Genomic DNA, 19021 nt, shown 5'->3' on the forward strand with positions numbered 1-19021 from the left:
TCCTGTGGGGTCCTGAAACAAGTTCAGGATGACTTCCATTTTTATAACTTGTCATGTGTAAGAACGAAGCAATCAAACTTTTTTTTGTTGTCATTTCCAACTTCGGGCTACCAGAACAGCCTCCCGTCTATATTAACGCCCGTGCTTTGTCATCCTTCGCAATGGTCTATTCAAACCTTTTTTTACAAGGCCATTCTCCCCGTCCATCTTAACAATAACCTGCTTCTTCAAGGCCTCATCTTTTTCCTGGTATGCCGAAGGCACCCATTCCGGCCTGATCTGTTTTGAGTTTGCCATCATCTTATTATTTATCCACCGTGGCGGCTGTCAATCCCCACCGCATCGTAATTATCGAGCGTTTTTATCAGCTGTTTTTTGATCTGGGTGACCAGTATTCGCGGACCTAATACCCGCATTTTGCCGCCAAAACCCAGCAATTCACGTTCCAGTTCAAAGTTAAGGATCACCCGGATGCTGAAGACTGTCCCGTCTTCCTGTTCTTTTAATATTTTTTGCGTATGGTGCAGTGGTTTGGTAACAACATAAGGGGCATTGGCACTATCTACCCAAAAAATAACTTCGGCACTATGCTGGCCCGGGCTTTTGGTTACGCCTAACACATCATCATAATAAGTAGCCAGGTCTATTTGTGTGTTTTCACGGTATGCATCTTCATGTTGCTCAATAGTTTTGATCCGGTCAAGCGCCAGCGTTAACAATGGCGAATTACGTGCGTGCGATTTACCCAGCACAAACCAACGGTTACGATATTCCTTCAGCAGGTAGCCGCTAAAGCAAAAGGTACTGGCCTCACGGGCTTTGAAGGATTGATAGGTGATGCAGATGACCTTTTTTGCCACAATAGCCTTGCGGATCACCTCTATCCACTCCAGGCCTTTCAGGTTATCATTCTTTTCAAAATCAATAACGGGAATGCTATGGGTTTTCTGGCTGTAAATTTTATCCTCCAGCTTGCTCACCATTTCATTCAGATCGGTAAAATGACCAAAGCCTTTAAACTGTTTCAACAAAGCGGATACCTCACCTAACACCTGCAAATCCTGCTGGTTAAGCGGGCTATTGGTAATACTGTAACCTTTTTCACTATAGGTGTAATACTTTTTATCAACCACCACAATAGGGGCTTCGTAACCCAACTTATTGCTGCGCATCATTTCAATATCGGCCTGTACCGTACGGCGGCTTACGCCGGTATCAATCCCTTCAAATTCATAAAGGGCATCAGAGCAAGCGTCGATCAAATCATCCAATGTCCACTTTTTATAGCGGTTTTGCAGACAGTTATCAATGGTACGGTAGCGGATGAGGGCATTGCGGTTTACGGGCATGGTTTAACGGCTTCTTTTCATTAAATACCTGAAGTTTTCAAAAGTGCCACCATCCTGATCTGTTTCAAATGGGGTTAAATGCACTACTTCCCAGCCGATAGAGGCCATGTAGTTTAAAGCATCAATGATGGTAACAAAATCGCGTACTTTTGCCGTTTCGGTAATTACAGCGTAGTTGGATGGAATAATTTCATCATTCTGATCGCCAAAATCTACGTAAACTTTCTTTTTGCTGCTCAAAAAACGACCTTCTATAATAAGCATACAGTATTGTAAAACCGGTTGATTTTGCAGGGTGGTATTTGGTTCCATTCAGGGTTTAAATTTAATAGCTGAAATTATTAAATTATTTTTTACTGCGCAAATACATTGCGCAGGAGCTTTATTACTTTGTACTGTCGAAAGAGCCCCACCCAACCCTCCCCGGAAGGAAGGGCTTTTAATAATAATCAAACAAAAGAAAAAGTCTCCCCTACCGGGGGAGATTTAGAGGGGCCGAAACAATGGAACATTTAAAAATCAGCAATAAGGACATCACTTCATTAGGTGTTAACGATGTAAAAATATTAGAAAGCTTTAGCCGGGTAGCTAACGGTTTGTTAAAGCACGGTGTAATGGATCGTATCGAGATCCTTGCCAACCTGGAAGCTTTAATTGACGACCCGATGCCCTATGCCATGAAAAAGGGAGGCAAGTTTAAAAACCTGGCCGAAACTATTATCAACCTGCGTAAAGATGGGCACTTTTTAAAGCAGCCGCGCACCAATTTCGCCCTTAAAACCGAGATAGCCGATTTCCCGGTATGGGGCCTGGAGCATATTGAAGTGGGCGCCTTAGCACAGATGAAAACAGCCATCAAGTTGCCGATAGCTGTCGCGGGCGCCCTTATGCCCGATGCCCACCAGGGATACGGTTTGCCAATTGGTGGTGTACTGGCCACAACAGCCAATACCATTATCCCCTTTGCAGTTGGGGTTGATATTGCCTGCCGGATGTGTTTAAGCGTTTTTGATTTGCCTGCCGTAATGATTGATACTGACACAGATAAACTAAAGACCATATTGGGTGAGCATACCCATTTCGGGATAGGCTGTACCAGCAAGGAACATTTTGATAGCTCATTGTTTGATAGCCGCACCTGGGGCGAAACAAAAATGATCCGTAGTTTGAGGGATAAAGCATATGCGCAGTTGGGTACCAGTGGTACCGGAAACCATTTTGTAGAGTGGGGCGAGCTAAGCATTGCCGACGGCGCTTTAGAAGGCATCCCGGCAGGTAATTACCTGGCTCTGTTATCCCACTCCGGCTCGCGTGGTTTTGGCGGAAGCATTGCCGATCATTACGCTAAAATTGCCATGAGCAAAACCAAACTGCCTGCGGAAGCTAAACATTTAGCCTGGCTTGACCTGGATATGGAGGAAGGGCAGGAATACTGGATTGCCATGAACCTGGCCGGTGAATACGCCAGTGCCAACCACCATGAGATCCATAATAAAATAGCCCGCGCGCTTAACATTAAGCCGCTAACCATGATAGAAAACCACCACAACTTTGCCTGGCGCGAACAACTGGCCGATGATACCGAAGTGATGGTACACCGCAAAGGCGCCACCCCTGCCGGCAAAGGTGTATTGGGGATTATTCCAGGCAGCATGAGTACCCCCGGTTTTGTGGTGCGTGGTAAAGGCGACGCGGCCTCCATCAATTCGGCATCACATGGTGCCGGTAGGGCTATGAGCCGGAGCGCGGCTTTTAAGGTATTGGATAGGGCAAAAGTGGCCGCCAATTTGATTGAAAAACGAATCACTTTAACAGGCAGTGATATTGACGAAGCCCCGATGGCCTACAAGGATATCCACACCGTGATGGCCGCCCAAACCGGCCTGGTTGATGTGTTGGCCAAATTTGAGCCAAGAATTGTGAGAATGGCTGACGCTCGTGAAAAGCCGGAGGATTAGCCTCCCCACCCCTGTGAAGAAGAGGCTTTTGTATGTACACATCTCCTAACTAAAAGAAAATGTCATTTCGATAGAGCGAAGGAGGGGAATGAGTAGGGTGCAAAAGAGAAACTATCTCTTGAGCGCAGCGAAAAATCTTGTGCGAGCGATGACCGAAAGTGGTCACTCGTACAAGATTTCTCCTCACCTCCGGCGCGCAATCCCACTCCGGTTCGTTCGAAATGACAACGTTTTTATTTAGTGATATGTAGGGTAATGATTTATCAGGGATATATTTTCATAAACTTTTATATATATTTATCGTACAAGTGGTTTGATAAAACAGGAATTGCACATCAGCTTGTTTTGCTGTCCTAAAATATCAATTACAATAAAATTGCACGTTCATATATGCGTAAAACCTGGGCTTTATACCTGTTGATGTTGATCCCCGTTTTTTGCCTGGGTAATAGCCGCAATTTAAGATTGGATAGCCTGAGGTCGCCGGTGCAAAAATCTATCGCCGAAAACAAAACAGCCGATACCGCTTTTATAAATAATTTAAACAAACTGGCTAATGAATATATAGCACAGTACCCTGATAGCAGCGTCATTTATGCCCGGATGGCCATTAGCAACGCGCAGCAAATAGCCTATCAAAAAGGCACGGCCGATGCGCTTTTGGTTATTGCCACCGTGTACGTTAGCCAGGGTAAATACACCGAAGTCGGCAAAAACCTTGATGAGGCTATTGCTTTGTACACTCCTTTAAATGATCTTGTAGGACTGAGTAACTGCTATAAAATTTATGGCAACCTTTATTATCAATCAAGTAATTATGATAAAGCTTTAAATTTTTTGAATAAAGCACTGGCTATCAAGCAAAAAATTCACGACCGGCAAGGCACCGCGCATACCTATTTAAGCATGGGCAATGTGTATGATAACCTTGGTTACCCTACCACAGCTTTAGATTATTATTTTAAAGCGCTCAATATCAATACGCAACTAAACAACAGCAAAGCCATAGCAGCTAACTACAACAACATCGGGGTTATGTTACAAAACATGGAAATTTACCCCGAAGCGCTTAACTATTACAATAAGGCTTTAAAAACATGGAAGCAAGGGCATTCATTAGGTGGTATTGCAACTGCTTACCAAAATATAGGCGAGGTTTTGATTGCCCAGCACCGATATGATGAAGCCATAAAATACTTAACCGAATCCCAGCAAATAAACCAGAAACAGGATGACAAGGACGGAATCAGTTCTGGATGGAATGACCTTGGCGTTTGCTACCTGTACAAAAAGCTGAATGATAAGGCACTAAGCTATCTGAGCCAGGCACTAAAAATGAGCGTTGATAACCAGTTGGATTATAACCAGGCTGCGTGTTTAACCAGTCTGGCCTTATTTTATAACGACAATAATAACAGTGCAAAGGCCTATGATTATGCTGTACAAGCCAAAACACTTGCCGATAAGATAGGAAGCGTGCTTTTGCGCTCCAACGCCCGGCTGCAACTTATTAAAGCTTTAGGCGGTTTAAGTAAATACAAAGAAGCCTTTTTGGCGCAAGCGGAGTTTGATAAAATGAAAGTTGGGGCAAAAAGGGACGAGAGCCTGCAAAAATTCACCTCTTATAACCTGGAGTATAACTTTGCCGAAAAACAAAAGCAGCAGCAAATTCAGCAACAGGCCAATGCGTTGATCTATCAGCAGCGCAGCCACGGGCAGGTGTTGTTAAACATTATTTTTGGTATTGTTATAGCGGCCATGTTGGTTATAGTGGGCGTATACTACCGCCAAAAACTAAAGCAACTAAAGATCAACGCACAGCTTACCGAAAAAAATGAGGAGGTTATAGCCCAAAAGGCCGATCTGGATGGGCAAACCATAAAATTAAACGAACTTAACAGTTTAAAAGACCGGCTAATATCTGTTTTGGCGCATGACCTGCGGTCGCCTTTAAGTACCTTACGGGGCATGTTTAGCTTGCTGGAAGATGATAGCTTAACCAACGAAGAATTTATGGAGATGCTGCCTACGGCTTTGAAAAAGCTGGAGTACACATCAGATTTTTTAGATACCTTGTTGTTTTGGGTAAACAGCCAGATGGCCAACTTTGGCAACTCGGTGAAAAACTTCCGTATTAATGAATTGATCAATTCAGAGATGCTGAACCATAAAGAACAGGCATCCTTAAAAGGTATCACGCTAATAGAAAATGTGCCCGATGACCTGATGGTGTTTTCTGATCCAAACTCTATTCGTATAGTTACCCGCAATTTGATCACCAATGCCATCAAGTTTTCGCGGGCCGGCGATATTATCGAAGTTTCGGCTGCCGAGCAGGATAAAAAGGTTAGGGTTATTGTAAAAGATACCGGCACCGGCATGTCGCCCAAACAGCGCAGCAAGCTTTTTAAAACCAAGGTGGATAGTAAGGTAGGAACAAAAAGCGAATCGGGTACAGGCATGGGCCTGTTGTTTTGTAAGGACCTGGTTGAAAAATGTAATGGCGAAATTTGGGTAAACAGCATTGAAGGCGTTGGTACTTCCTTCTATTTCACGCTTCCGCTCGCCCAAAATGCGAAAGTTCCGGTTTTGGCATAACAGGTCCTGCGAATGTTAAAGTTCTGTTAAATATGTACGGTTTTACGTTTAGGAACAGCCAAATAAGCAAAAAAACATATTCGCTACAGAATTTAAGCTTATCTTACACCAAAGGGTAAAACATTTAGCAAGTAACATGCTTTTGGTTATATCAATACTTACATAGTTCTTTTTTCGTTTAAATAATAAATTTTCAATTTGTTACCACTTTTTAGGGCGTTCATCACATCGCCGGCTGTTAAAAGCCACAGACTATTGGGGTCTTTAAAAATTTCACGTTTATCACGGCCAAAAGAAAGCATTTTCTTTATTTTCCTGCTGATACCTTTATTTTCTATTGCGCAACAAACCGATAGCTTAAAGACCGCTACAAATAACGCCGATAAAACATTACAATCAGCCACCCAGGTGAGTGGAACTATTAAAGACGCGGTTACCGGCAAACCACTGCCATTTATCAGCGTAAGATTTACAGGAAATGCGGGCGGCACCAGTTCAGACGTACAGGGGCAGTTTAACTTAAGCCGAACTGGCTTATATAGCAAAATTACCTTTTCATATGTGGGTTATCAATCCCTTACAAAAGTTATAAAGCCGGGTCAGGCAAACGAGTTGCACGTTACCCTGCGCACCAGCCAAACGCAGTTAAAAGAGGTTACCGTTACTTCAACAAAAAAAGCAAAGTATCGCAATAAAGGCAATCCGGCTGTGGAGTTGATTCAACAGGTTATTGACCATAAGGCCGAAAACCGGATAGAAAGCTTTGATTATATCCAATATAAACAGTACGAGCGTACCATACTATCGGCCTTTAACCTGGCGAAAAAGTTTACCGACAGCAAGTTTTTTACCAAGTATAAATTCCTGTTAGATACCACCCAAAAGGTTAACGGTAAAACGGAGCCATCGTTACCGTTATTTTTCACAGAGAAGCTGTCTGATATCTACTATCGTAAGGAGCCTTCAAAAAATATCCAGGTACTGAATGCCCGCAAGGATATCAACATTATGAAGTTTATTGATACCGCCGGACTTGATGTTTTTGTAAACAGGCTTTATGGCGATAACATTGATATTTACGAGAACAACATTTTCATTATTAACAGGCAATTTTTAAGCCCTATTTCAGATCATTCGCCCAATTATTATAAGTTTTTTATTACCGATACCATCAAAACCGACAAAGGTAAACTGGTTGAGTTAAGCTTTACCCCACGTGCCAAAGGCGATTTGCTATTTGAGGGAAAGCTACTGGTTACCTTAGATGGGCATTATGCCGTTGAGGGTTGCGAGTTAAATGTAAACAAGCTTATTAACCTTAATTTTATGCGAAGTCTGCAGGTTAAGCTCAATTTTGAGCGACTTACAAACGGGCGCTACATTATTAAAAAGAGCGACGTAAAAGCCGATTTCGGGATTCTTAAAACCAAGGGGATTGGTATAAATGGCGAACGGATTGTATCTTTCTCCAATTACATAATAAATCAGCCACAGGATGCCGGTTTCTATAAAGGCAAAAGTTTCCAGGTAATACAAAATCCAAGGCAGCAGGATACCGGTTATTGGAGCCATAGCCGGCCCGATACGCTTAATGCAGGCATGGCGCAGATCTACGGCAAAATAAATAAGCTGGAAAACATGCACGCTTATAAACGTGATACCTGGCTGGCGGCTACCCTTACCGGGGGGTATGCCAATTTGGGGCCGGTAGAATTAGGGCCCTTAGGTTCGCTTTATTCCTATGATACGCAGGAGGGTTCGCGCTTCCAGATAGGCGGCCGCAGCAAGCCACAATTAAGCGAGAATGTTTATTTTGGCGGATGGGCGGCCTATGGCACGCGTGATAAAGAATTCAAATACAGCCCTAATGTTTACTTCTCCTTCAACAAAACCCCGTATTACCGCTACCCTAATAACTACCTTAAAGTAGGTTATTTATATGATGTAAATGTACCCGGTTACAATTACGCCAATACCAGTGCCCAGGCTGCACTATCGTCATTTCATAGCGGTAAAACGGATTACTGGGTGTATAGCCGCATTTTTTCGGTTGTTTATGTAAACGAGTTTGAAAATCATTTTTCATACACGCTCAGCTTCAAAAACTGGAACCAGCGGGCAGCCGGAACTTTGGTTTACCAGCTAAACGATGCCGCTAACACCAAAGTGGGTGGATTAACCACAAGCGAAGTTGGCTTGAACCTGCGATATGCCCCTCATGAGCAAATTTTACAGGGCACCCAATATCGGCACATTGTAGATAGTAAAAACCCCATTTTTAGCTTACAGATAGATCATGATTTTAAAGGTTTTATGAATGGTGATTATGCCTACACTAATTTTACGGGAAGGATTGATAAGCGCTTTTACCTATCGCAATTAGGTTTTGCCGATGTTACGCTGATGGGCAATTATTTAAGTGGCAAAGTGCCTTTCCCTTTACTCAATATTGCATCGGCAAACCAATCAATCGCTTATGATCCTGATGCATATAACGAGATGCACTACCTGGAGTTTGTGAGCGATCATTACGTGGGCTTTAATATTACCCAAAGTTTTAACGGCTTTTTTCTGAATAAGATCCCGCTGATTAGTCGCCTTAAGTTACGCGAGTTTTTATCATTTAAGGTATTATATGGCGGATTGCGGGCAGAAAATGATCCACTTTATTCACCAAACTTATACGTGTTGCCGGCGGCCGTTAACGGAGCCAATGGCACTTATGCCTTAGGCAATACACCATATGTAGAAGCGGGTGTAGGTATAGGCAACATTTTTAAGCTGTTACGGGTAGACCTGGTTAAAAGGTTTAATTATCTTGACCATCCGGGTACATCGGCCTATAGTATTAAATTTAGTTTAAGGCCGCATTTTTAAGCAAAGAAATCGATTTTTACATCGTGCAAAGATCGCCAGGACGCAAAGTAATATATTTATTTCTCTTGCGTCTTAGCGATCTTTGCGCGAACTTTCTTTCTCTTTTTTAGAACAATGGATGGATTCCTCCTATCCTCTTTTTAATTCAATCACCGTAATTTCTGGCCAAATACCCACCCTGCCTTTAAGGCCCAGGAACCCAAAGCCACGGTTAACGTAAAGGTATTTGCCGCTGTTTTGGTACAGCCCGGCCCACTGCTTGTAAATATACTTGATAGGGCTCCATTTAAAGCCAAACAATTCGATTCCAAACTGGGCACCATGAGTGTGGCCGGATAACGTTAGGTGAATATGTTGATCATGCTCAAGGGTTACCGCGTCCCAGTGAGATGGATCATGTGACATTAAAACTTTGAATGCATCTCCCGGAACTTTAGCCGTAGCTTTTTGCAGATCGCCATATTGATGAAAGCCACCCGTGCCCCAATTTTCTACACCAATGAGCGATATGGATTGGTCGCCTTTTTGAATGGTAACCGCCTCGTCGAGCAGTAATTTAAAACCAATCTCTTTGTGTACTTCTTTCAGCCTAACCAGATTAAACTGTTTGTCACTCTCATGTTCCCAGCGTTTATAATCGCCGTAATCATGGTTGCCCAATACCGAAAATTTGCCCATCGGGGCCGTAAGCCTGGCAAAAGTATCAATCCACGGATCCATTTCTATGGCTTCGTTATTGACCAGGTCACCGGTAAACAGGATCACGTCGCTTTGCTGGTCGTTCACAATAGCAACACCTTTCTCTACCCCATCTTTGCTGGTAAAGCTTCCCGAGTGAATATCAGATAATTGGGTAAGGGTAAAGCCATCAAAGGCCTCGGGCAAATCGGCAAAGGTGAGTGTCTCCTTACGCACCTTGTAATAATGGCGGCCGCCGGTAAGGCCATATAATAAACCAACAAATGGAACCGCCGTCACGGCAACTGCCAGCCAGCTTACCCATTCGCTTCGCGGTGGAAAACCACGGAACAGGCGGGTAACATCTTCCAGCAATAAAACCGGTAAAGCTGCTACCTTGGGAATAAGCGAAAGCAGCACCAATCCCATAAGCCAGGATATAAGCTTAGGCATGTTTCGGGTTGGGCTTCGGCTAAGCATAATTAATATTAAGCCAAGTACCAGGGCCAGGTCATACAGCCAATAGGCCGATAAGATTAGCGGGTTTGTTGTTAGTGTTTTTACCGCCTGATAAAAATAAGGGTCTGCAATAAATATGATAAGCAGTATAAAAGGAACGCGTTTTTTCATGTTGTATACCCATGCAGACGATTGAGCATGAAAAACATTTTAAGGTTGCCGAAGTTTTTTTGTAAAATTGATGAGTAAGCCTTCAATATGCCCTACCTCGTTGAAAAAAACAATCGCCAAAACCTTCTAAATTTATTGCGAAAGCTTGAACCGGCAACACCGCCGCTTTGGGGTAAAATGAAGGCGCAGCAAATGGTAGAGCATTTGATAACCAATGTGCAATACACCAATGGCAGGCTTACATTTACCTGCGGGCTACCACCTGAAGAAGCCAACCGGTCAAAACAGCTAATGGTTTATACCAACGCGCAAATGCCGAGGGGCATTGTATTGGAAGATTTACCCGCAAGCTACGCCTATCCCTGCCTGCAGGCAGCCATTGAACAACTAATGCAGGAGCTTGATACTTTTGATCATCATTTTGAAACACCCGGCATTACCGAAGATCATTTGGGCTTTGGCAGTATGAACTATCACGAATGGCTAATATGGCACAGCAAACATTTCACGCATCATTTTAACCAATTTGGGTTGTTGAAGGGCGAATGAGGCAGTAAAAATCGGTCTTGTAATTCTACAGTTTATTCAAAAATCCAGATTCCCCCTCTCCAAAAGTCCTTGCTCCTCAATCCTAAAAATCCTTTGTCGCTCCAAACAATATGCAACAATTTTGATTTATCCCGTTATAAGAGAACTTTTTTGCTTTATTTTGTTTCTATGTTAAAAACCAGACTTGCCCTGCTTTTCATAGCATCGATAGCCTGCAGCATATCGGCACGCGCCCAGCAAACCGATTCGCTGAAAAAGGACACCATCAAAATTGATACCGCCCAGGTAAACAAGTTCCGCATCGATTCGCGGAAAGACGCGATCCCTACCCGGGTTAGGCAAATCACTATTCAGCGCGAGCAGATACCCGTAACCATGCTTGACTACAAGGTGATTTACTGGAAAAAGACGATTACATTCGGCTTAAACTTCAGTCAATCAGCATTCACCAATAACTATAGCGCCGGTGGTGTAAACTCCGTAGCATTGGGTACAAACTTTATATATCATACCGAATATAACAAAGCACCATTTAGCTATGTATCTGAACTTAACCTTACCTATGGCGTAGCAAAAAATAAAGGACAGGGTAAACGTAAAACCAACGACCGTATTTATTTTGATAATAAACTGGCTTCGCAACTATCCAAGCATTGGTACTTTTTCGGGTCGCTAACCTTCGAATCTCAGTTTGATAAGGGGTTCAACTATAATGACCTGGGCAACGGACAGTTTAGCTCGCAGGAGATCTCCAATTTTATGGCTCCGGGTTACCTAACCGAGTCAATAGGTTTTGAGTATAAGCCAACCGGGTATTTTGATCTGCGTTTGGGTACAGGTACAGCCAGGCAAACATTTGTGCTTGATGATAGTGTCAGAAAAGTTAATGATTACGGCGTAGGCCAAAATCATACCGTAAAAAACGACCTTGCGTTCCAGATCGTGGCGCTATTTGATAAGGATATTGCCAAAAACATCCACCTTAATACACGTTACGCGCTATTTATCCCATATAATCAATCACCTAAATATATTACCCATCGTGTAGATGCGGTATTATCGGCGCGGGTAAACCGTTTAATAAACGTTACCATCAACGGCACTCTATTGTATGACAGGCATACCGCCAGCGCGGCACAGGGTACCGAAGGCATGGCGTTGGGAATGTTATATAGATTCCCGTAACCCGGGAATTGACTATTAGACTTTTGGACAAAAGACCAAGGATTTTCTGCGCAGAATTTCGATATTTTGTATTTAAAAATCAGTCATCATAACGTTCAAGGTCCTTTGTCTGAAAGTCCTTTGTCCGAAAGTCCAAAAACCATACCTTTGTATCCTCAAAATTAGGACAATAATAATGTTTGAAAATCTTTCGGATAAGCTTGACAGGGCCTTTAAGGTACTGAAAGGACAAGGAACTATTACAGAAATAAACGTGGCCGAAACCATGAAGGAAATTAGAAAAGCCCTTCTGGATGCCGACGTAAACTATAAAACCGCCAAAGCATTTACCGATGATGTAAGGCAAAAAGCACTTGGTAATAACGTACTAACCTCTATATCGCCTGGTCAGTTACTTACCAAGCTCATGAGCGATGAACTTACCGAGTTAATGGGTGGCACCACCGCCGAACTTGAACTTAAGGCATCGCCAACTATTATCCTTATTGCTGGCTTGAACGGTGCGGGTAAAACCACCTTTACCGGTAAATTGGCCAACTACTTAAAAACACAAAAAAACAAAAAGCCGTTACTGGTTGCCGATGATATTTACCGCCCTGCGGCTATTGACCAACTGCAGGTATTGGGCGAGCAGATAGGTGTACCGGTTTATGCCAACAGGGATTCAAAAGATCCGGTTGCTATCGCTCTTGAGGGTATAGCTTTAGCTAAGCAAAACGGCCATAACGTAGTTATTATTGATACCGCCGGTCGTTTAGCTATTGATGAAGCCATGATGGTGGAAATTGAAAAAGTAAAAGGCGCCGTAAAGCCACACGAGATTTTATTTGTGGTGGATTCCATGACCGGCCAGGATGCGGTTAATACCGCGAAGGTTTTCAATGATCGCCTTGACTTTACCGGTGTTGTTTTAACCAAATTAGATGGTGATACCCGTGGTGGTGCCGCTTTGTCAATCAAATCTGTAGTTAACAAGCCTATTAAATTTATTGGTACCGGCGAGAAGATGGAAGCGCTTGACGTTTTCCACCCCGATCGTATGGCATCAAGGATCCTGGGTATGGGCGACGTGGTATCCCTGGTTGAACGCGCGCAACAGCAGTTTGACGAAAAGGAGGCTGCCGAGCTACAGAAGAAGATCCGCAAAAACAAGTTCGACTTTAATGACTTTTATAGCCAGATTCAGCAGATCAAAAAAATGGGTAACATGAAAGATCTGATGGGCATGATACCTGGTGTTGGCAAAATGATGAAGGATGTGGAGGTGGATGACAACGCGTTTAAAGCAATTGAAGCCATCATTCAATCAATGACCCCGTTTGAAAAATCAAACCCGGAAACCATCAACCAAAGCAGGCGCAACCGCATTGCCAAAGGATCGGGTACCGATTTGGCCGAAGTAAACCGCCTGATGAAGCAATTTGACGATATGAAAAAGGTGATGAAACAAATGAGCAACCCCGCAGCAATGGCCAGCATGATGCGCAGGATGCCAAAAATGTAGAAGCCCCCTAACCCCCTGAAGGGGGAATATGATAAAGTATATGAAGCTCCCGGTTGTCGCCGGGGCTTTTTTAGTATATCATTTTTATTTTTCCGGGCTACATCCCGCAGAGATTATAAATATACAGCCAGTGTATCACTTCTCCCCACTATCTCCAAAGGCATTTTATTCTCTTTTTTATTAAAATCGATGCAGTTTTGTATAGTATATCATACAGAATCTATTCGCTGTTCAGTCCATTCAGCATAAAAAAAACGGGTGGCATAGGCTTTGTCTGTGTAATGTCATGCTGCCAGCATAAATAAACAATGATCGGGCAGCAGTCTAAAAATTAAACTTAGAGATATTCACCATGAAAAATTTATTGAAACCAGTATTATTTACTGCTGCTTTATTCGCGGCCAAAGCAAGCGTGGCCCAGGTTAATTTAGGTGCTACAACCGCAACTAAAATTGTTACGCAAACGGCATTGCCATCTGTAAATGCGGCAACTGTTGCTCAGAAAGCGGCTGCTCAAACTACCAACATCAGCAACCAGGCAGCAGCACAGGCGCAAAACGTAGCTGCGCATACAGCAGCCCAAACCCAGGCTACTACTAACGCTGCTGCCGTTAATACGCAAACAGCAGCAAACCAGGCTACAACTTTAAACGGAAGTGTTAACCCGGCTGCCAATGTAGCATCAAATACGGCTATTGATGGTTCGTCTGTGGCTACCAAGGTATCTGGCTCCGGTAGTTTAAATGGCTCTGCATCTACAGCTAATACTACTAACGCTGTAAATGGCGGCATATCTGCAACAAAAACCGCGGCTTCAAACGCGTCTGCTGATGTTAGCGCAAAAGCTAACGAGGCTGCGGTAAAAGCATCAGCAGCAAAAACGGCTACTGTTCACGCCGCTAAAGCTACCGGCTCAAAGGCAATTAATGCTGCCAAAAGTGTAAATGTGAGTAGCAAAGAAAGTTTAAGTGGTTCTGGTAGCGCGGCTACAACAGCTAAAAACGCCAACGTTAATTTAAGCAACAGCGGTTCATCAGCAACTACTGTTAAAGCCGGTAAAAGAAGTGCAGCTATCAGTGCATCCGGCAGTGGTTCAACCAAAGTGAACGCCGCTAAACAATAACATTTTATTTTGATAACAAATCAACAAAAGGGCCTTTAAAGGCCCTTTTGTTGATTTGAAACACTACCTATAGTTTAATACTACCCCGATGAATAAACTTAAACTTACCGTGCTGCTTCTAATTATGGGTAGCAGCATACATACCTTTGCACAACTAACAACCACAACCGATACCACAAAAAGGCCACACGTTAAAGAGGTTTTTGTAAATGTAGGCGCGCAATACATATCAAACCTTACGTATGCCGGCCGCCGGGACGAAAGCAGCGTGCCCTTGCTATTACCCAGTGTTACCCTGGTGAGTAAGCATGGTTTTTTTCTGAGCGCCATTGGTTACTTTGACCTTAACGGATCAAAATCAGGTGCCGAAGGTTTAAGCGTTACACCGGGTTATGTATTTGGGTTTGATAGTAAAAAATATTATGGCGGTAACGTATCGGCTACCAAGTTTTTCATTACCGGCAGCAGCCCCATCATCTTATCATCATTTGATGCCACTATAGATGCGCAGCTGTATGCCAACCCGGATAACATTATAAAGTTTACTGTTGGCGGCAGTTATCGCTTTGATAAAAACGATAGACATGATATTATCAATACCGCCGAACTATCTAAAGAAATTTTTGCTTATAAAACCGGCGCTACCAAACTTAATGGCTTAAAATTTACGCCTACCGCTACGCTTTACGCGGGTACGCAGTCGTTTTACCAAACGTATTATACCGAATCGCAGGTTACCCGGTCGGTAGAAACTCCGCAGAAACAAACACCCATCAATATCTTGTTCCCTAATCAGCCTAAACAAACCATTATTACCCAAACAGTAACGCAGGAAAATCAAAAGGAGGTAAGAAGATATCAACTGCTGGCCTTTAGCGGATCGATGCCGGTTACTTATGTGATGAATAAAGTGCAGTTTATTTTTACGCCGTACCTTATTAAACCTTTTAACCAGGTTGATTATGTGAGTAACTCCTCTAAAAACGGTTTGTACTTCTTGTTTTCGATGGGGGCAAGTGTTACGTTTTAAATTTTTTTGAGCACTACCGGTAAAAATGTTAACATATAGTTTAAATACGCGTGTTTTTTATAAACTTCGCATTTAAACTGACCGTTATGCGTTTTTACCCCTCTTTTCATAAATTTTTAAGTGTTTGTCTATTATTTACGGCTATAGTTGCCAAAGCCCAGGTACCGGGGGCGGGCATTGACGTGCAGCACTATACCTTTGCACTACAGTTGAATGATGATAATAACAACATTAAAGGCGAAGCCACCGTTGCGATAAAGTTTTTAAAAGATGCATCGTCGTTTAGCTTAAATCTGGTTAAGAAGAACGCCAAAGGGAATGGGATGATCGTATCAACTATTACCGAAAATGGCAAAAATTTAAAGTTTGAACAAGATAGCGACGTGGTTAAAATATACACCACGGTAAAAGCGCCAAGCCGCCACACTTATGTAGTTACTTACGAAGGTATCCCAGCTGATGGGCTTATTATATCTACCAATAAGTTTGGCCACCGTACGTTTTTCGGCGATAACTGGCCTAACCGGGCGCACAACTGGATTCCTTGTGTTGATTTACCTGCCGATAAAGCCACTGTTGATTTTATAGTAACCGCGCCAGATCATTACCAGGTAGTATCAAACGGGTTAAAGCTGGAAGAAAAAGCGTTGCCTAATCGCCTAAAACTTACCCACTGGCAGGAAAATGTTGCCTTACCAACCAAAGTTATGGTAATAGGCGTAGCCGATTTTGCGGTTGACTATACCGGCGATGTAGCAGGCATCCCTATTTATACCTATGTATTCCCCGAAAATAAAGAGGCGGGGTTTAAAAGCTACGCGATAGCTAAAGAGATCTTACCGTTTTTTATTAAAATGGTTGGTCCGTACAGCTACGAGAAGCTCGCCAATGTGCAATCCAAAACTATTTTTGGTGGGATGGAGAATGCCAGCGCTATTTTTTACTTCGAGGAATCGGTAAGCAGCAAAGGGATTGAGGAGTTGATGGCGCATGAAATAGCCCACCAATGGTTTGGCGATGGCGCAAGCGAGAAAAACTTTGAGCACATATGGTTAAGCGAAGGCTTTGCCACGTATATGACCAACCTGTACCTCGAAAATAAATACGGTGTAGATACCTTGAAAAAGCGTTTAATTGCAGATAGAAAACTGGTGTTAAATTTTGAAAAGGAACGCTTTACGCCTGTAGTTGATACCACGGTTAAAGGCAACTACATGCAATTGCTTAATGGCAACAGCTACCAAAAAGGAGGCTGGGCTTTACATATGCTAAGACGCAAGCTTGGCGATGCCATTTTTTGGAAAGGCGTAAGCAACTACTACAACAAATACAATGGCCGCAATGCCAATACCGATGACCTGCGCCTGGTGATGGAACAAACCAGCGGTGAAAACCTGAAGCCATTTTTTAAACAATGGCTAAAAACTGCCGGCCATCCGGATCTGGCTATCTCATGGCAATTTGATGATGCTAAAGGTGCGGTTAATATCAACATAGATCAAAAGCAAAGCTATGTTTATGATTTTCCGTTAGAGGTTGATATCGACGGGCAATTATACACCGTCAATGTTAAAGGCAAAACCGCTACAGCACAGATCCCGGTAAAGGCTAAACCACAGGCCGTAGTCATAGATCCTAATGTTAATTTACTGGCTACTTTTGAGGTTGTTGCTAAATAACTGAAGTGCAATAAAATAGATTGTAATAAAATGGTTAGGACCCTTGTACTTTTAAATTTTATAATTATCATTGTGTAATACCTACACAATGATAATTATAGGCTTGTTTCTTTAATTTCATGGTTTTGGTATCGTTATTCAGCCCTCGGATAATCATAAACCAATTATAATAAACCAATAGATCATGAAAAAAAGCTCAATTTTTTTGAGGTTATTAGCCCTGTGCCTGTGGCCCATGTTTGGCTACAGCCAAAGTAAAAGCGGCGACGCCATTGTAGCTGGCGACGGTGTTGCGGTAACCAGTACCGATAACGGGCAGGTACGTGGCTACATCCATAACGGCACATTTAACTATAAAGGTATCCCTTATGCCACGGCCAAACGTTTTATGGCGCCAGAAAAGCCGGCGGCCTGGCAGGGTATCCGTCAGTCGCTGGTATATGGCGCGGTTTGCCCAATCGATCCAACAACAACGGTTAATGATCCTATTGAATTTGCCTTTCAGCACAACTGGGGATACATGAGCGAGGACTGCCTGAAGCTAAATGTGTGGACACCGGGTATCAACGATCAAAAGAAACGCCCGGTAATGGTATGGCTGCACGGCGGTGGCTTTTCGGCTGGCTCAGCAATTGAGCTACCCTCTTATGACGGCGAAAATTTGAGCAAAAAAGGCGATGTGGTGGTAGTATCTATTAATCACCGTTTAAACCTGCTGGGCTTTTTAAACCTATCGGCTTATGGCGATAAATACAAGTCATCGGCCAATGTGGGGATGATGGATATTGTATCGGCCCTGCAATGGGTTAAACAAAACATAGCCAACTTTGGCGGCGACCCGGATAATGTGACCATTTTTGGCCAGTCGGGTGGTGGCGGCAAGGTTACCACCTTAATGGCGGCACCATCGGCAAAAGGACTTTTCCAAAAAGCTATTGTACAAAGCGGCAGTTATCAAACTAAATTTATGGATAACGAGGTATCTAAAAAAATTGGCGCGGCTATGCTGGAAGTACTCAACCTGCAACCTTCACAAGTTGATTCTTTGCAAACCATTTCTTACGAACGCTTAAGCGCTGCTGCTAAAAAAGCCCTGCCTAAAGTTGCGGCACAATTAAAAGCCGAGGGTAAACCCATAGCCGGTTTCGGCTTGGGCTGGGAGCCGGTTAACGATGGCGTGTTTTTGCCTTATCAATTAAACGATGCGGCCGCGCTGGAACTATCTAAAAATGTTCCTTTATTGGTAGGGTCTACAAAAACCGAGTTTATGGCATCATTGATCAATCCTGCTATCCGTAATTATAGTTTAGATGATGTTAAAACCGCGCTCAAAAAACGTTATGGCGATAAAACCGATACCTACATGGCCGAAGTTTTAAAGGCATACCCCAATACCGTAAAACCATCCGACTATATGGATATCGACCTGGCAACTTTTCGCCCGGGCGTAATCAGGCAGGCAAACGCCAAAGCCGTTGCCGGTGCGGCCCCGGTTTATATGTACCAGTTTGCATGGGCATCGCCGGTTAATGATGGCATGTACAAATCTGTACACTGCATTGATATTTGTTTTGAGTTTAACAACATTGCCCGGTGCGAGGAAATGACTGGCGGCGGTAAAGAAGCTTATGCCCTGGCTGGCAAAATGAGCCAGGCCTGGGTAAACTTTGCCGGCACAGGTAACCCCAATGCCAAAGGCTTACCAAACTGGCCGGCCTACACGGCAGATAACGGCGCGGCCATGATATTTGACAATCAACCTGTGGTGAAATACCACAACGACGCAGCACTTTTAAAACTGGCCGCCGAGAATAAGTAAATAAAACATGTATTTATACAAGCAAGGCCGCCCTAAAGCGGC

14 protein-coding genes are annotated in these 19021 nt (G+C 43.3%); 10 read left to right on the forward strand and 4 right to left on the reverse strand.

Translation table 11 applies throughout. The features are described 5' to 3' along the window. Positions 1 to 132 precede the first annotated feature (132 nt). Genes FHS10_RS24520 through FHS10_RS24530 form a run of 3 tightly spaced genes read right to left on the reverse strand, consistent with a single transcriptional unit; the run spans position 133 to position 1661 of the window. Positions 133 to 297 (reverse strand): hypothetical protein, encoded by a 165-nt coding sequence (locus FHS10_RS24520; protein WP_259096195.1) that lies wholly within the window; start codon positions 295 to 297, stop codon positions 133 to 135. Between the two features lie 11 nt (positions 298 to 308). Continuing rightward, positions 309 to 1349, reverse strand: coding sequence for a helix-turn-helix transcriptional regulator (locus FHS10_RS24525; RefSeq protein WP_259096197.1), 1041 nt, complete (start codon positions 1347 to 1349; stop codon positions 309 to 311). Between the two features lie 3 nt (positions 1350 to 1352). Then, positions 1353 to 1661 carry a hypothetical protein gene (locus FHS10_RS24530; protein ID WP_259096199.1) on the reverse strand — a complete coding sequence of 103 codons (309 nt, stop codon included), beginning with the start codon at positions 1659 to 1661 and terminating at the stop codon, positions 1353 to 1355. Between the two features lie 191 nt (positions 1662 to 1852). Here FHS10_RS24530 and FHS10_RS24535 point away from each other — a divergent pair, with 191 nt between their 5' ends. The 3 genes from FHS10_RS24535 (at position 1853) to FHS10_RS24545 (ending at position 8782) form a co-directional block, all read left to right on the forward strand. Continuing rightward, on the forward strand, positions 1853 to 3307 hold the full coding sequence (locus tag FHS10_RS24535) for an RtcB family protein (protein WP_259096201.1): 1455 nt from the start codon (positions 1853 to 1855) through the stop codon (positions 3305 to 3307). 390 nt (positions 3308 to 3697) lie between these two features. Next, a complete protein-coding gene (locus FHS10_RS24540; RefSeq protein WP_259096204.1) occupies positions 3698 to 5905 on the forward strand; it encodes a tetratricopeptide repeat-containing sensor histidine kinase in 2208 nt (735 codons plus the stop codon). Between the two features lie 198 nt (positions 5906 to 6103). After that, entirely contained in the window at positions 6104 to 8782 is a 2679-nt protein-coding gene (locus tag FHS10_RS24545) for a DUF5686 and carboxypeptidase-like regulatory domain-containing protein (RefSeq protein ID WP_259096208.1), read from the forward strand. 129 nt (positions 8783 to 8911) lie between these two features. On the opposite strand, the gene FHS10_RS24550 is transcribed toward FHS10_RS24545, so the two are convergent. Then, positions 8912 to 10090 (reverse strand): metallophosphoesterase, encoded by a 1179-nt coding sequence (locus FHS10_RS24550; RefSeq protein ID WP_259096210.1) that lies wholly within the window; start codon positions 10088 to 10090, stop codon positions 8912 to 8914. 135 nt (positions 10091 to 10225) lie between these two features. On the opposite strand from FHS10_RS24550, the gene FHS10_RS24555 reads away from it, so the two are divergent. The 7 genes from FHS10_RS24555 to FHS10_RS24585 all read left to right on the forward strand — a co-directional run bounded on the left by FHS10_RS24555 (position 10226) and on the right by FHS10_RS24585 (position 18979). Next, complete coding sequence (locus FHS10_RS24555; protein ID WP_259096212.1) at positions 10226 to 10639, forward strand: DUF1569 domain-containing protein; 414 nt, start codon at positions 10226 to 10228, stop codon at positions 10637 to 10639. Between the two features lie 168 nt (positions 10640 to 10807). Then, the gene (locus tag FHS10_RS24560; RefSeq protein ID WP_259096215.1) at positions 10808 to 11824 is read left to right on the forward strand and encodes a DUF3078 domain-containing protein; all 1017 of its coding nucleotides are present in this window, start codon (positions 10808 to 10810) and stop codon (positions 11822 to 11824) included. Between the two features lie 175 nt (positions 11825 to 11999). Next, on the forward strand, positions 12000 to 13328 hold the full coding sequence (ffh, locus tag FHS10_RS24565; protein WP_259096218.1) for a signal recognition particle protein: 1329 nt from the start codon (positions 12000 to 12002) through the stop codon (positions 13326 to 13328). 352 nt (positions 13329 to 13680) lie between these two features. Next, positions 13681 to 14451: a hypothetical protein gene (locus FHS10_RS24570; protein ID WP_259096221.1), complete on the forward strand. Its 771-nt coding sequence runs from the start codon at positions 13681 to 13683 to the stop codon at positions 14449 to 14451. Positions 14452 to 14539: 88 nt separating this feature from the next. Next, positions 14540 to 15481 carry a hypothetical protein gene (locus tag FHS10_RS24575; protein WP_259096223.1) on the forward strand — a complete coding sequence of 314 codons (942 nt, stop codon included), beginning with the start codon at positions 14540 to 14542 and terminating at the stop codon, positions 15479 to 15481. Between the two features lie 86 nt (positions 15482 to 15567). Further along, the gene (locus FHS10_RS24580; RefSeq protein ID WP_259096226.1) at positions 15568 to 17160 is read left to right on the forward strand and encodes a M1 family metallopeptidase; all 1593 of its coding nucleotides are present in this window, start codon (positions 15568 to 15570) and stop codon (positions 17158 to 17160) included. Between the two features lie 184 nt (positions 17161 to 17344). Further along, complete coding sequence (locus tag FHS10_RS24585) at positions 17345 to 18979, forward strand: carboxylesterase/lipase family protein (RefSeq protein ID WP_259096228.1); 1635 nt, start codon at positions 17345 to 17347, stop codon at positions 18977 to 18979. The last annotated feature ends 42 nt before the right edge of the window (positions 18980 to 19021 follow it).

It is taken from the genome of Mucilaginibacter dorajii (genome assembly GCF_024808255.1).
GTDB lineage: Bacteria > Bacteroidota > Bacteroidia > Sphingobacteriales > Sphingobacteriaceae > Mucilaginibacter > Mucilaginibacter dorajii.